Origin of the sequence: Streptomyces sp. NPDC013455 (assembly GCF_040632975.1) — a bacterium.
Classification (GTDB): Bacteria; Actinomycetota; Actinomycetes; order Streptomycetales; family Streptomycetaceae; genus Streptomyces.
This window is the reverse complement of sequence record NZ_JBEYCX010000026.1, coordinates 62317-76262: the sequence shown is the minus strand read 5'-3', so window position 1 is coordinate 76262 and position 13946 is coordinate 62317. Positions and strand designations below refer to the sequence as shown.

General features: G+C 72.3%; 12 protein-coding genes. 8 read left to right on the top strand and 4 right to left on the bottom strand.

Features of this window, described 5'->3' with window-relative positions:
* Positions 1-7 precede the first annotated feature (7 nt).
* From ABZ576_RS30985 to ABZ576_RS30960, 6 genes are all read left to right on the top strand, one after another.
* Positions 8-1915 carry a copper resistance protein CopC gene (locus ABZ576_RS30985; RefSeq protein ID WP_360748206.1) on the top strand — a complete coding sequence of 636 codons (1908 nt, stop codon included), beginning with the start codon at positions 8-10 and terminating at the stop codon, positions 1913-1915.
* 8 nt (positions 1916-1923) lie between these two features.
* The gene (gene efeB / locus ABZ576_RS30980) at positions 1924-3204 is read left to right on the top strand and encodes an iron uptake transporter deferrochelatase/peroxidase subunit (protein WP_360748203.1); all 1281 of its coding nucleotides are present in this window, start codon (positions 1924-1926) and stop codon (positions 3202-3204) included.
* Between the two features lie 153 nt (positions 3205-3357).
* Entirely contained in the window at positions 3358-4290 is a 933-nt protein-coding gene (gene pheA / locus ABZ576_RS30975) for a prephenate dehydratase (protein WP_360748200.1), read from the top strand.
* A 530-nt stretch (positions 4291-4820) separates the two neighbouring features.
* Positions 4821-6098, top strand: coding sequence for a serine--tRNA ligase (serS, locus tag ABZ576_RS30970; RefSeq protein ID WP_360748197.1), 1278 nt, complete (start codon positions 4821-4823; stop codon positions 6096-6098).
* The gene (locus ABZ576_RS30965) at positions 6095-6895 is read left to right on the top strand and encodes an HAD family hydrolase (protein ID WP_360748194.1); all 801 of its coding nucleotides are present in this window, start codon (positions 6095-6097) and stop codon (positions 6893-6895) included. The genes serS and ABZ576_RS30965 overlap by 4 nt, the downstream gene beginning before the upstream one ends.
* A gap of 39 nt (positions 6896-6934) precedes the next feature.
* Positions 6935-7345, top strand: a complete 411-nt coding sequence (locus tag ABZ576_RS30960; protein ID WP_360748191.1) for a hypothetical protein — start codon at positions 6935-6937, stop codon at positions 7343-7345.
* 115 nt (positions 7346-7460) lie between these two features.
* On the opposite strand, the gene ABZ576_RS30955 is transcribed toward ABZ576_RS30960, so the two are convergent.
* Genes ABZ576_RS30955 through ABZ576_RS30940 form a run of 4 tightly spaced genes read right to left on the bottom strand, consistent with a single transcriptional unit; the run spans position 7461 to position 10974 of the window.
* Positions 7461-8180, bottom strand: coding sequence for an ABC transporter permease (locus ABZ576_RS30955; protein WP_360748262.1), 720 nt, complete (start codon positions 8178-8180; stop codon positions 7461-7463).
* A 10-nt stretch (positions 8181-8190) separates the two neighbouring features.
* On the bottom strand, positions 8191-9102 hold the full coding sequence (locus ABZ576_RS30950) for an ABC transporter ATP-binding protein (protein WP_360748188.1): 912 nt from the start codon (positions 9100-9102) through the stop codon (positions 8191-8193).
* Complete coding sequence (locus ABZ576_RS30945) at positions 9099-10007, bottom strand: ABC transporter permease subunit (RefSeq protein ID WP_360748185.1); 909 nt, start codon at positions 10005-10007, stop codon at positions 9099-9101. Before ABZ576_RS30945 ends, ABZ576_RS30950 begins: the two co-directional genes overlap by 4 nt.
* The gene (locus ABZ576_RS30940) at positions 9997-10974 is read right to left on the bottom strand and encodes an ABC transporter ATP-binding protein (RefSeq protein WP_360748259.1); all 978 of its coding nucleotides are present in this window, start codon (positions 10972-10974) and stop codon (positions 9997-9999) included. The genes ABZ576_RS30945 and ABZ576_RS30940 overlap by 11 nt, the downstream gene beginning before the upstream one ends.
* Before the next feature lie 300 nt (positions 10975-11274).
* Between ABZ576_RS30940 and ABZ576_RS30935 the strand changes: the two genes are divergently transcribed.
* Both ABZ576_RS30935 and ABZ576_RS30930 read left to right on the top strand, forming a co-directional pair.
* Entirely contained in the window at positions 11275-12117 is an 843-nt protein-coding gene (locus ABZ576_RS30935; RefSeq protein ID WP_360748182.1) for a M24 family metallopeptidase, read from the top strand.
* The gene (locus tag ABZ576_RS30930; RefSeq protein WP_360748178.1) at positions 12114-13868 is read left to right on the top strand and encodes an SDR family oxidoreductase; all 1755 of its coding nucleotides are present in this window, start codon (positions 12114-12116) and stop codon (positions 13866-13868) included. Before ABZ576_RS30935 ends, ABZ576_RS30930 begins: the two co-directional genes overlap by 4 nt.
* Positions 13869-13946 lie beyond the last annotated feature (78 nt).

Here is a 13946-nt window from a genome sequence, read left to right as displayed (position 1 = left end):
GACCACCGTGACCCGGACCATCGCCCCCCGGCTGCGGATCCTGGTGCTGCTGTGCCTCGCCGTCGCCGGCGCCCTGCTGGCGGGCGCCGGACCGGCCTCCGCGCACGCCGCGCTGACCGGCAGCGACCCCGCACAGGGGGTGGTGGCCGACAAGGCGCCCACCCAGGTGTCGCTCACCTTCTCCGAGAAGGTGGCACTGAACGACCACTCCCTGCGCGTCCTCGATCCCCAGGGCAGGCCGGTCCAGACGGGCAGCCCCGCCAACGTGAGCGGGACGACGTACGCCGTGCAGCTCAAGAGCGGCCTGGCCAAGGGCACCTACACCGTCACCTACCAGGTCGTCTCGGCGGACAGCCACCCCGTGGCCGGCGCCTACACCTTCTCCGTCGGCGCGCCCTCGCCAACCGTCGTCTCCGCCGCCGCACCGGCCGCGGGCGGCGGGGTCGTGGGCGGGCTCTACGCCTTCGGACGCTATGTGTCCTACGCCGGCTTCATCGTGCTCGCCGGCGGCGCCGCCTTCGTGCTCGCCTGCTGGCGGCGCGGCGCCGGCGTGCGGGCCCTCCAGCGGCTGGTCGTCGGCGGCTGGGTCGCGCTGACCGCGGCCACCCTCTGGCTGCTGCTCCTGCGCGGCTCGTACACCACCTCCGGCAGGTTCGCCGACGTCTTCGACCTCGACCTGCTCGGCCAGGTGCTGCAGACCAAGACCGGTGCCGCGCTGGTCTCCCGGCTGCTGCTGCTCGCCGCCGCCGCGCTGTTCGTCGCCGTCCTCTTCGGCGCCTACCACCGGCGGGAGGAGGGCACGGAGAAGCGGGACCTGGCCTTCGGACTCGCGGTCGGCGGGGTCGTCGTCGCGGCCGGGATCGCCACCAGCTGGGCCATGGCCGAGCACGCCTCCACCGGCCTCCAGACGAGCATCGCCATGCCGGCCGACGTCGTCCACCTGCTGGCCGTCGCCGCCTGGCTCGGCGGGCTCGCCGCCCTGCTGACCGCCCTGTACCGGGCGCCCGCCGAGACCCCGGTCGAGGCCGCCGCCGTGCGCCGGTTCTCCCGGGTCGCCTTCGGTTCCGTCGTGGCGCTCGTCGTCACCGGCGTCTACCAGTCCTGGCGGCAGCTCGGTTCCTGGACGGCGTTCACCGACACCCGGTACGGGCAGCTGCTGCTGGCCAAGATCGGTCTGGTGGCGGTGCTGGTCGGCATCGCGGCGGTCTCCCGCCGGTGGACGGGCCGGCTCGCCGACCCGGTGGCCGGCACCGGGAAGGCGAGGAAGAAGCAGGTGGCCGCCGCCCCGGCCGCCGGCGGTGGCACGGGGGCGGAACCCGCCGCCGGTGACAGCCGCCGGGCCGCCCAGCTCGCCCGGCAGCGCGCGGCCGTCGAGGCCGCCCGGCAAAGGCGGCTGCGGGACGGCGACCCGAACCGCTACGGGCTGCGCCGCTCGGTGCTCGCCGAGGCCGGTGTCGCCCTCGTGCTGCTCGCCGTCACCACCGCGCTGACCCAGACCGAGCCGGGCCGCACGGAGCTGGCGGCCGGGGCGGCCGCCTCCGCCCCGGCCGGCTCCGGCACCTCGGCGGCGTCCGGCGCGCTCACCCTGGACATGCCCTTCGACACCGGCGGCACTGACGGCAAGGGCGTCGTCAGCATCGACCTCGACCCTGCGCGCGTGGGCGGCAACGAGATGCACGTCTACGTCCAGCGGCCCAACGGCCGGGTCTTCGACGTCCCCGAGGTGAAGGTCTCCTTCACCCTGGAGGCGAAGAAGATCGGCCCGCTCCCCGTGAACCCCGACCGCATCACCACCGGCCACTGGTCGGCGAAGGGAGTGCAGATCCCCATGGCCGGCGACTGGAAGATCGCCGTCACGGTGCGCACCTCCGACATCGACCAGGCGACCGTCTCCAAGAACGCGCAGATCGGCTGAACCACACCATGTCCGACCAGACCCTCCCGCAGACCCGTACGCCCGACGCTCCGGTGGCGGAGCCCGTGTCCGGCGCGAGCGGGATCTCCCGGCGCGCCCTGCTGGGCACCGCCGGCGCCACCGGGCTCGTGCTCGGCGCGGCCGGCGGGGCCGCGGGGTACGCCGCCGCGCCCGCCCAGGCCACCCCGCTGACCTCGGTCGGCTCCGACCGGGTGATGTTTCACGGGAAACATCAGCCCGGCATCACCGAGGGCCTCCAGGCGCGCGGCCACCTCGTCGCCTTCGACCTGGCGGCGGGAGCGGGCCGCAAGGAGGCGGCCGCCCTGCTGCGCCGCTGGTCGGCGACGGCCGAGCGGCTGATGGCGGGCGAGGCCGCGCCGCACGACGACACCGACGTCGCCCGGGACGCGGGGCCCTCCTCGCTGACGGTCACCTTCGGCTTCGGGCACAGCTTCTTCGGGCGGACCGGCCTGGAGAAGCAGCGGCCGGCCGCGCTGGACCCGCTGCCGGACTTCTCCTCCGACCGGCTCGACAAGGCCCGCAGCGACGGCGACCTGTGGGTGCAGATCGGCGCGAACGACGCCCTGGTCGCCTTCCACGCCCTGCGCGCGATCCAGAAGGACGCGGGCTCGGCCGCGCGGGTGCGCTGGCAGATGAACGGCTTCAACCGCAGCCCGGGCGCCACCGCCCACCCCATGACGGCCCGCAACCTCATGGGCCAGCTCGACGGCACCCGCAATCCGAAGCCCGCCGACGCCGACTTCGACCGGCGGATCTTCGTGCCCGCCCCGGGGGAGCCCGCGTGGATGGCCAACGGCTCCTACGCCGTCGTACGGCGGATCCGCATGCTCCTGGACGACTGGGAGAAGTTGTCGCTCTCCGCGCAGGAGAAGGTCATCGGACGCCGCAAGGCCGACGGGGCACCGCTGTCCGGCGGCGACGAGACGACCCCGATGGACCTGGAGAAGACGGACGCGGCCGGTGACTACGCCGTTCCGCTCACCGCGCACGCCCGGATCACCCGGCCCGACCGCAACGGCGGCGCGGCCATGCTGCGGCGCCCCTTCTCCTACCACGACGGCATCGACGCGGACGGCGCGCCGGACGCCGGTCTGCTTTTCATCTGCTGGCAGGCGGACCCGCTGCGCGGCTTCGTACCGGTGCAGCGCAAGCTGGACCGGGGCGACGCGCTGTCGCGGTTCATCCGGCACGAGACGAGCGGACTCTTCGCGGTGCCGGGCGGGGCGGCGAAGGGCGAGTACGTGGGGCAGCGGCTGCTGGAGGGATGAGCCCGGTCCCTCCGCCGCTGCTGGAGGGGTGAGCCCGGTTCTCGAGTGCGGTGAACGCGGCCGCCGGAGGGTGAACCGGGTTCAAACCACCCGGTCGAGTGGCATTCCCGAGACCCATGCGACGCGCCCCGCCACGGCCATTAGGGTGAGGACATGCCAGCGAGCTATGCCTATCTCGGCCCGGAGGGCACCTTCACGGAGGTCGCCCTGCGCACGCTTCCGGAGGCGGCCACCCGTGAGCTGATCCCGTACGTGTCGGTGCAGTCCGCGCTGGACGCGGTACGGGCCGGCGACGCCGAGGCCGCGTTCGTGCCGATCGAGAACTCCGTCGAGGGCGGCATCACCACCACCCTGGACGAGCTGGTCGCGGGCGAACCGCTGATGATCTACCGCGAGGTGCTGCTGTCCATCACCTTCGCGCTGCTGGTCCGGCCCGGCACGGCGCTCGCCGACATCAAGACCGTCTCCGCCCACCCCGCGGCCCAGCCCCAGGTGCGCAACTGGCTGCGCGCGCACCTCCCGGAGGCCACCTGGGAGTCGGCCGCCTCCAACGCGGACGCCGCCCGGCTGGTCCAGGAGGGCCGCTACGACGCCGCCTTCGCGGGCGAGTTCGCCGCCGCCCGGTACGGCCTGAAGGCGCTGGAGACCGGGATCCACGACGCGGAGAACGCGCAGACCCGGTTCGTGCTCGTCGGCCGCCCGGCCCGGCCGGCCGCGCCGACGGGGGCCGACAAGACCTCGGTGGTGCTCTGGCAGCGCGACGACCACCCCGGTGGGCTGCGCGACCTGCTCGGCGAGTTCGCCTCGCGCGGCATCAACCTCATGCTGCTCCAGTCCCGGCCGACCGGAGCCGGTATCGGCAACTACTGCTTCTGCATCGACGCCGAGGGCCACATCGCCGACCGGCGGATGGCGGAGGCGCTGATGGGACTGCGGCGGATCTGCCTCCAGGTGCGTTTCCTCGGCTCCTATCCGCGCGCCGACATCACCGCGGGCGAGGCCCGGCCGACGACGCCGGGGACGTCGGACGAGGAGTTCATGGCGGCGGCGGACTGGGTGGCGCGCTGCCAGGACGGCCGTTTCTAGCCGGTCGTACCTGCATACGAACGTTATCCACAGAAGTTATCCACAGGACTCCTTCTCGACCTGGGGACAAGTCGACAGGGCAGGGCGACAGGGTCGACAAATCGGCCTGAAGCGCCCCACCGAGGCCACCGCCCCCCACACCACCCTTCGTCCACCCGTTTCCTTCGGTTCATCTTTTGGGGCGACCGGTTTCCACCCGAAAGTGGGTGTCGATCGGGTTTGACCCGGGAATTCTCCAGCCTGCCCAGGCTTTCCGGAGTGATCAATTCCGAGATCCACAGATCTTCCACACAGCCTGTGGATAACTCTCCGGCGGGTACGGATCCCTGTGGACAACCGGCCCGCCAAATCCCGCTTCCCGCAAGGAAATCCGGTCAACGGGTCGCTCGGCGCCTGCTCCGTCCCAGGGAGTGGGACACTTTTCCTTGACACGATCGGCAATTACCGCATAGCGGAAGGTAAGCCGCGAATCCGAACTCACCGGAATAGTGATTCGTGAGCCGCGACCGCGCACCGGTAGCCTTGGCCTCGTGATTGACCTTCGCCTGCTCCGTGAGGACCCCGACCGTGTGCGCGCGTCCCAGCGCGCCCGTGGAGAGGACGTCGCGCTCGTCGACGCCCTCCTGTCTGCCGACGAGCGGCGCAGGTCCTCCGGCGTCCGCTTCGACGAACTGCGCGCCGAGCAAAAGCAGCTCGGCAAGCAGATCCCCAAGGCCACCGGTGACGAGAAGGCCGAGCTGCTCAAGCGCGCCGAGCAGCTGAAGGCCGACGTCAAGGCCGCCGACGCCGAGCGCGACACGGCCGACGCCGAGACTCATGACCTGCTCCTCAGGCTCGGCAACCTCGTCCACCCCGACGTGCCCGTCGGCGGCGAGGAGGACTTCGTCACGCTGGAGACGCACGGCACGATCCGTGACTTCGGCGCCGAGGGCTTCGAGCCCAAGGACCACCTGGAGCTCGGCCAGATCCTCGGCGCGATCGACGTCGAGCGCGGCGCGAAGGTCTCCGGCTCCCGCTTCTACTTCCTCACCGGCGTCGGCGCCCTGCTGGAGCTGGCCCTGGTGAACGCGGCGATGGCCCAGGCCACCGCGGCCGGCTTCACCCCGATGCTCACCCCGGCGCTGGTCCGCCCGCAGTCCATGGCCGGCACCGGCTTCCTCGGCCAGGCCGCCCAGGACGTCTACCACCTCGACAAGGACGACCTCTACCTGGTCGGCACCTCCGAGGTCCCGCTGGCGGCCTACCACATGGACGAGATCCTCGACGCGGACAAGCTGCCGCTGCGCTACGCGGGCTTCTCCCCGTGCTTCCGCCGGGAGGCCGGCTCGCACGGCAAGGACACCCGGGGCATCTTCCGCGTGCACCAGTTCGACAAGGTCGAGATGTTCTCGTACGTCGCTCCCGAGGACTCGCAGGCCGAGCACCAGCGCCTGCTGGAGTGGGAGAAGCAGTGGCTGACCTCGCTGGAGCTGCCGTTCCGCGTCATCGACGTCGCCTCCGGTGACCTCGGCGCCTCGGCCGCCCGCAAGTACGACTGCGAGGCGTGGATCCCGACCCAGGGCAAGTACCGCGAGCTGACCTCGACCTCGGACTGCACCGAGTTCCAGTCCCGCCGGCTGTCCATCCGGGTCCGGGACGGCAAGCAGGTCAAGCCGCTCGCCACGCTCAACGGCACGCTGTGCGCCGTTCCGCGCACGATCGTGGCGATCCTGGAGAACCACCAGCAGGCCGACGGCTCCGTCCGGGTCCCCGAGGTGCTGCGCCCCTACCTGGGCGGCCGGGAGGTCCTGGAGCCGGTCGCCAAGTGACCGCCTTCCCCTACCGACTGATCGCCACCGACCTCGACGGCACGCTGCTGCGCTCCGACGAGTCGGTCTCCGGGCGCACCCGTGACGCGCTCGCCGCGGCCACCGCGGCGGGCGCCGCGCACATCGTGGTCACCGGCCGCGCGGTCCCCTGGACCCGGCACATCCTGGACGACCTCGGCTACGACGGCCTCGCCGTCTGCGGCCAGGGCGCCCAGGTGTACGACGCGGGCGCGCACCGGCTGCTGACCTCGGTCACCCTGGACCGGCAGCTGGCGGGTGTGGCCCTGGCCAAGATCGAGGCCGAGGTGGGCCCGCTGTACCTGGCGGCCAGCCGGGACGGGCTCGACGGCGATGTGCTGGTGGGCCCCGGCTACGCGGTCACCGGCAAACTGCCCGGGACCCCGTTCACGGACGCCTCCGACCTCTGGACGGCCCCGCTGAACAAGATCTACATACAGCATCCGACGCTGGGCGACGACGAGCTGGCGGAAGCGGCCCGGCAGGCGGCCGGGGGCTTCGTCACGGTGGCCATGGCGGGCGAGGGCATCGTGGAGCTGCTCCCGCTCGGCCTGTCCAAGGCCACGGGCCTGTCCCTGGCGGCCCGCCGGCTGGGTCTGAAGGCCGCCGACACGATCGCCTTCGGCGACATGCCCAACGACATCCCGATGTTCGCCTGGGCGGCCCGGGGCGTGGCCATGGCGGGCGCCCACGAGGAGCTGAAGGCGGTGGCCGACGAGGTCACGGCCTCCAACGAGGACGACGGCATCGCGGTCGTGCTGGAGCGGTTGCTGGGCTGAGCGCACCGGCCGCCGGGGTGATTGCTAGATTCGGCGGCCATGCGATCACGCGAGTACGACCTCGACTTCCGCGACCGTGGCTCCCGGATACGGGCCTGGGGCATCGGCCTGCTGGCGGTGGCGGGGCTGCTGTGGACCTGGTGCGCCGTTCTGCTGCTCACGCCGTACGAGGTGGAGCGCGAGCCGGGGGACCGGTACCCCGACAGGTGCGAGTCCCGCCTGCTGACGGACCGCGGCACCGCCAACGAGGGCCTCTACGAGGGCGACTACTGCGCGGACGAGCGCGACTGGCCGGAAGTGCTGGCCATCCTCGGCCTGTCCGTCCCGGTCTCCCTCGCCGGCGCGGTGCTGTTCACGACGGGCACGGTCCACCGCACGATGAGCGCCCACGCGGAGGCGATGCGGGAGCTGGACGGCATCGCCGAGGCCCGGGGGGCCCGGCGGGCCTGACGGCCGCCGGCCACCGGGGCGGCCCCGACGATGTTCGGAAGCCTCCCGGGCCCGGCGCGGGGCCGCCGGCCCGAAGCCCGGCCGCACCGGCCGCCGGGGGGACGGGCCGCCCTTCCTACTCCTCGCCCGCCAGCGTCAGCGTGCGCAGCTTCCGGCCGGCGTACCAGGTGGCCAGGATGGTGACCGCCACCAGCAGCACGGTGGCCGTCGGCAGGCCCACGTCGGAGGTGACCAGGTCCCCGCCGGCGACGTCGTGGGCGACGGCCAGCGACCACTGCTGGACGCTCAGCGTGCGCGCGCCGGGCACCAGGGAGCCGAACAGCGCCTCCCAGACCAGGGCGTAGACGAGCCCGAAGACCACCGCGTGCCGGGAGACCGTGCCGAGCAGCAGGAAGAGCGCCGAGTAGGCGATGGAGGAGACCAGCGCGGCGACCGTGTAGGCGACGGCGATCTGCTGGCCGTTGCCGTTCAGGATCAGGCCCGCGATCAGGGTCGGCACCGCCGAGAACACCATGGTGACGGCGATGGCCACGATCAGTTTGGTGAAGATGACCGTGGGCCGCTTGAGCGGCTTGGACAGCAGGTAGACGACGGAGCCGTCGTCGATCTCGGGGCCGATCGCGCCCGTGCCCGCGATGACGCCGATGATCGGCACCATGGTGGCGAGCGCGAAGCCGCCGAGGACGTCGGAGGCCGTCTGGTCGTCGGCGCCGGTCAGAGCGCGCACGGCCACGGCGATGACGATCAGGAGCAACGGCAGCGCGCCGAGGATGAGGGCCCGACGGCGGCCGAGCAGCGCCCGGTAGGTGAGCCGGGCGACGGTGGGGTCGTACATCATGGGCCTCCTACGCCGCGACCAGGTACGAGAAGACGGACTCCAGGGACTCGTCGGACGGCGAGACCGTGAGCAGCCGGATGCCGTGGTCCCTCGCGACCTTCGGCAGCAGCGCGGTGAAGCGGCCGAAGTCCACGGCCTGGATGCGCAGCGCGCCCTCGGCCTGGTCGACCTCGATGCCGGCCGTGGACGGGTCGGCGATCAGCGCGGCCGCGAGGGCACGGTCGTCGCTGGAGCGCACCAGGTAGCGGTGCGGGCGGTCGGTCATCAGGCGGCGGATCCTGCGGAAGTCGCCACTGGCCGCGTGCCGTCCGGCGACGACGACCTCGATGTGCCGGGCGAGCTGTTCGACCTCTTCGAGGATGTGCGAGGAGAACAGCACCGTGCGGCCCTCGTCGCCCATCTTCCGCAGCAGGTCCATCAGTTGCATGCGCTGGCGCGGGTCCATGCCGTTGAACGGCTCGTCCAGCAGGAGCAGCGAGGGGTCGTGGACCAGGGCGCTCGCCATCTTCACGCGCTGCCGCATGCCCTTGGAGTAGGTGGCGATCTTCCGGTCCTGGGCGTACTCCATCTCGACCGTGGCGAGGGCGCGCCGGGCGGCCTCGTCTCCGAGACCGTGCAGCTCGGCGTTGGCGACGACGAACTCGCGGCCGGTGAGGAAGTCGTACATCGCCTCGCGCTCGGGGACGATGCCGATGTGCCGGTAGATCTGCTCGTTGCGCCACACCGGCTGCCCGTCGAGGGTGACCGTGCCGGTGGAGGGGGCGAGGAAGCCGCCCATCATGTTGATCAGCGTGGACTTGCCGGCGCCGTTGGGGCCCAGCAGGCCGGTGACGCCGGGTCCGATGGTCATGGTGATGTCGTTGACGGCGACCACGTTGCCGAACCAGCGGGACACGTGGTCGATGCTGAGCGTGGTCACAGTCCCACCTTCTTGTAGCGGCGCGTCAGCAGGCCGTAGCTGCCGGCGATCAGGGCGAGGACGACCAGGACGTAGACGACGCCCTGCCCCGCGGACGGGTCGACCCCGCCGGGACTGCGGGAGGTCGCGCCCAGGAAGGCCGACTGGACGCCGTCGACGAGGGTGATCGGCGAGAACAGCCCGATCCACGGGATGGCCGAGGACTCGTCCTGCACGTGGGCGATGGCCTGGAGCGTGGTGACCGCGCCGTAGGGGATGGTCATGACGGCGATGACGGCGGCGATGCCGAACCCGCGGCGCGGAGTGACGGCGGCGATGACCAGGCCGATGCCGGCGAACAGCAGCGAGAGCAGGGCCACGGAGACCAGTCCCTGGGTGAACAGTTCGGTCTGGTGGGCGAAGCCCATCTTGGCCAGCAGGGCACCCACGTACATGACCAGCAGCGGTGCGCCGGTGAGGATGAACAGTGCGGAGGCCAGCGACGCGAACTTCGCCAGGACGTAGTCGGCGGTCTCGATGGGCCGCGAGAAGTACAGCGGAACGGTCTTGAAGCGCAGGTCCCGGGAGACCGCCTGGGGCGCCTGTGAGGCGACGTAGAGGCTGATCACGGCCTGCATGATGATCGCGTAGCGGGTGTAGGGCACCGGCAGTTCGTGCGCCTTGGTGAAGACCGCGACGGCCACCATGATGGCCGCGGGCAGGCACATCACCGCGAACAGCAGCATCGGCAGCACCTTGGACTTCACCGAGCGGCCGAGGCCGTAGGCGCCGCGCAGGGACTGCGAGTACAGCGAGCGGCGGGCGTAGGCCCGGCCGAGGCGCGGGCCGTCGTAGCCGCGGTAACCGATGTCGTGGATGCGGGTCTGGTCGCCGGCGGGCATGGCCGGGGGATGCTCAACCGCCATGGCCGACGGCCTCCTTCCGTTCGTCGCCGCTGTGCTCGGCGCCGCTGGTGAACACCTCGGAGATGTGGTGCCGGCGCTGCTCCATGCGCACCAGGCCGAGGCCGAGGTCGGCGACGACGTCCCGGACCAGGTCGTAGGTCTCCTCGCCCTGGGCGGTCAGCAGCAGGATGTGTCCGGCGCCGGGCAGGCCCGCGCCCTCGGCACGGGTGTCCAGCCCGCGGGCCCGGAGCGCCTCGCGGACCGCGCGGGTGCCGTCGGGGTGGGTGTCGCTGTCGGTGACCTCGATCGCGAGGGTGGTCGTGGTCTGGGTGAACTCGGTGGTGGAACTGGAGCGCAGGAGCTTGCCGCCGTCGATGACGACGACGTGGTCGCAGGTGCGCTCCAGCTCGCCCAGCAGGTGCGAGGTGACCAGGACGGAGATGCCGAAGTCGGTGTGGATACGGCGGATCAGGCCGAGCATCTCGTCGCGGCCGACCGGGTCGAGGCCGTTGGTCGGCTCGTCCAGGAAGACCAGCTGCGGGTCGTGCACCAGGGCCTGGGCGAGCTTGACGCGCTGCTTCATGCCCGTCGAATAGCCGCCGATGGGGCGGTAGCGCTCCTCGTAGAGACCCACATGGCGCAGGGTGTCCGCGGTGCGCTCACGTGCGGCGGCCGGGGGCAGGCCGGACATGCGGGCCATGTGGACGACGAACTCGGTGGCCGAGACGTCGGGCGGCAGGCAGTCGTGCTCCGGCATGTACCCGACCCGCTCACGGATGGCGGCGCCCTTGGTGGCGACGTCCAGGCCGAGCACCTCCGCGCGGCCCTCCGTGGCGGGGGACAGCCCCAGCAGGATCTTGATCATGGTGGACTTGCCGGCGCCGTTGGCACCGACGAGTCCGGTCACACCGGGCCCGATGTCCACGGACAGCCGGTCGAGCGCGGTCACCCGGGGGAACCGCTTGCTCAGGCTTTCGGTCACGATCACAGTCACGCTCACGACAGTAGTGATCCAGACCACGCCGGTCGTCAGACCTCAGAGCCGTTTCCTCGTCAGTCCCAGGTATTACGGGACCCTGAGGGACCCCCACCCGAGGGTGGGCGGGGACCCTGGGCCGGCCCCGGGGGTGCGGGACACGAGGCGGGACACAGGGAGGGATCCCGCCTATTGACGCCGCCTCTAACAACTGTCACATTCGCCAGTGTCAAGTTACGGACGCGTACCGCGGTCGACGCGACGAGTCGCCGGGACGACGACCGGGTCGCCGGGGCGACGGGACGGGGCGGCATGAGGACGGCAGTGAGCAGCGAACCCTCCGCGGAACTGCGGGGGTTCAGGCGGGTGCAGCGCCTCGCCTACGAGTGCGCGGAGGCGGTCGCGGCCCGCCTGGAACCGGGCGTGACCGAGCGCGAGGCGGCGCGGATGCAGCGGGAGTGGCTGCGCGAGCGCGGGGTGCGGGACTGGTTCCACCTGCCCTTCGCCTGGTTCGGCGACCGCACCGCGTTCGCCGGCTTCCGCGTCCCGCTCCAGTTCTTCCCGACCGACCGCGCCCTGGAGCCGGGGATGCCGTTCATCCTGGACATGGCGCCGGTGTACGAGGGGTGCACGGCGGACATCGGCTACTCGGGCTCCCTGGGCGTCAACCCGGTGCAGGACCGGCTGATGGCCGACCTGGAGGCGCACCGCGAGCTGATCCTGCGGGAGGTGCGCGAGCGGCGCCCGCTGCGGGAGATCTACGAGAACGTGGACCGGCTCATGGTCCGCCAGGGCTACGCCAACCGGCACCGCGCGTATCCCTTCGGGGTGATCGCCCACAAGGTGGACCGGGTGCGCACGCGCCGCTTCGCGCCCCACCTGTTCGGGTTCGGTACGCAGTCCCTGAAAGGGCTCGCCGCCGACGCGCTGCACGGCCACCGTGAGGGCTGGTCGCCGCTGTGGTCGCCGTACCGCTTCTCGGACCACCCGCCGAGGCCGGGCCTGTGGGCGGTCGAACCGCACATCGGCTTCCGGGGTACGGGCGCGAAGTTCGAGGAGATCCTGGTGGTCACCGACTCCCGGGACCCCGGGGAGAGCGCGTTCTGGCTGGACGACGATCTGCCGCACGTGCGGCGCTGGGCGGAGGAGAAGTGACGGTGGAAGGCGCGCGTGAGCGCTGGGTGCGGACCGGCGGGGTCGAGCTGTGCGTGGCCGAGCTGGGCGACCCGGAACAGCCGACGGTCGTCCTGGTACACGGCTACCCGGACAGCAAGGAGGTCTGGTCGGAGGTCGCCGTCCGGCTCGCCGACCGCTTCCACGTGGTCCTGTACGACGTCCGGGGCCACGGCCGGTCCTCGGCGCCCGAGCCGCTGCGCGGCGGCTTCACCCTGGCCAAGCTCACCGACGACTTCCTGGCCGTCGTGGACGCGGTCAGCCCGGACCGGCCGGTGCACCTCGTCGGGCACGACTGGGGTTCGGTGCAGTCCTGGGAGTTCGTCACGGTGGGCCGTACGAAGGGCCGTATCGCCTCCTTCACCTCGATCTCCGGGCCGTCCCTCGACCACTTCGGACACTGGATCGACGCACGGGTGAAGCGCCCGACGCCCCGCCGCGTGGGCCAGCTCCTCGGGCAGGGCGCCAAGTCCTGGTACGTGTACCTGCTGCACACACCGGTCCTGCCGGAGCTCGCCTGGCGCGGTCCGCTCGGCAGGCACTGGACGAAGATCCTGGAACGCGTCGAGCGGGTCCCCGGCAGCGGCTACCCGACCGCCTCCCTCCGCACCGACGCGGTGCACGGCGCCTGGCTGTACCGGGACAACGTGCGCGCCCGGCTGCGCAGGCCGCGCCCCGACGCGTACGCGCACGTGCCCGTGCAGCTCATCACCCCCCAGGGGGACGCGTTCCTCTCGGAGCGCCTGTACGACGACCTGGACCGCTGGGTGCCCCGGCTGACCCGCCGCACCCTCCCGGCCAGGCACTGGGTCCCGCGCACCCGGCCCGACCAGGTCGCCGCCTGGATCGAGGAGTTCGTCACGTCCGTGTCCGGCGACCGGCCGGCACCCGCTGCCACGGGCCGCCACGCCGAACGGTTCGCCGGGCAGCTGGTGCTGGTCACCGGTGCGGGCAGCGGCATCGGCCGGGCGACGGCGTTCGCCTTCGCGGAGGCCGGCGCGCGCGTGGTCGCCGTCGACCGCGACGCCGAGGCGGCGGCCCGTACCGCCGAACTCGCCCGGCTGGTGGGCGCGCCCAGCGCCTGGGCGGAGCCGGCCGACGTCTCCGACGAACAGGTCATGGAGAAGCTCGCGGAGAAGGTGCACCGCGAGTACGGCGTCCTGGACGTGCTGGTCAACAACGCGGGCATCGGACTGTCGGGCTCCTTCTTCGCCACGACGGCCGACGACTGGCGCAAGGTGCTCGACGTCAACCTGTGGGGTGTGATCCACGGGTGCCGGCTCTTCGGGGCGCGCATGGCCGCGCGCGGCCAGGGCGGCCACATCGTCAACATCGCGTCGGCGGCGGCCTACCAGCCCTCGCGCGCGCTGCCCGCCTACAGCACGTCCAAGGCGGCCGTGCTGATGCTTTCCGAGTGCCTGCGCGCCGAGCTGGCCTCCCAGGACATCGGCGTCACCGCCGTCTGTCCGGGCTTCGTCAACACCAACATCACCTCGACGGCCCGCTTCACCGGCGTCGACGAGGCGGAGCAGCGCCGCCGCCGGCAGCGGTCGGCCCGGCTGTACGGCCTGCGCAACTACCCACCGGAGAAGGTGGCCGATGCCGTCCTCGACGCGGTGGCCCACAACAAGGCGGTGGTCCCGGTGACCCCGGAGGCCCGGGCGGCCCACCTGCTGTCCCGCTTCGCACCTGGCGTACTGCGCCGGATCGCCCGGGTGGAACCGAGGCTGTGAGGCCCGGGGGGCGGGGGCCCGGTACCGCCGGCGCTCACCCGGCGTGACGGCGGGCGGGCGTGCCTCCCCGCCCTCGTC

What these genes read in the sequence shown, in the direction of transcription:
- efeB (WP_360748203.1), top strand. Translation starts at nt 1,924, where the DNA reads ATGTCCGACCAGACCCTCCCGCAGACCCGTACGCCCGACGCTCCGGTG.
- pheA (WP_360748200.1), top strand. Translation starts at nt 3,358, where the DNA reads ATGCCAGCGAGCTATGCCTATCTCGGCCCGGAGGGCACCTTCACGGAG.
- ABZ576_RS30960 (WP_360748191.1), top strand. Translation starts at nt 6,935, where the DNA reads ATGCGATCACGCGAGTACGACCTCGACTTCCGCGACCGTGGCTCCCGG.
- ABZ576_RS30955 (WP_360748262.1), bottom strand. Translation starts at nt 8,180, where the DNA reads ATGTACGACCCCACCGTCGCCCGGCTCACCTACCGGGCGCTGCTCGGC.
- ABZ576_RS30945 (WP_360748185.1), bottom strand. Translation starts at nt 10,007, where the DNA reads ATGGCGGTTGAGCATCCCCCGGCCATGCCCGCCGGCGACCAGACCCGC.
- ABZ576_RS30935 (WP_360748182.1), top strand. Translation starts at nt 11,275, where the DNA reads ATGAGGACGGCAGTGAGCAGCGAACCCTCCGCGGAACTGCGGGGGTTC.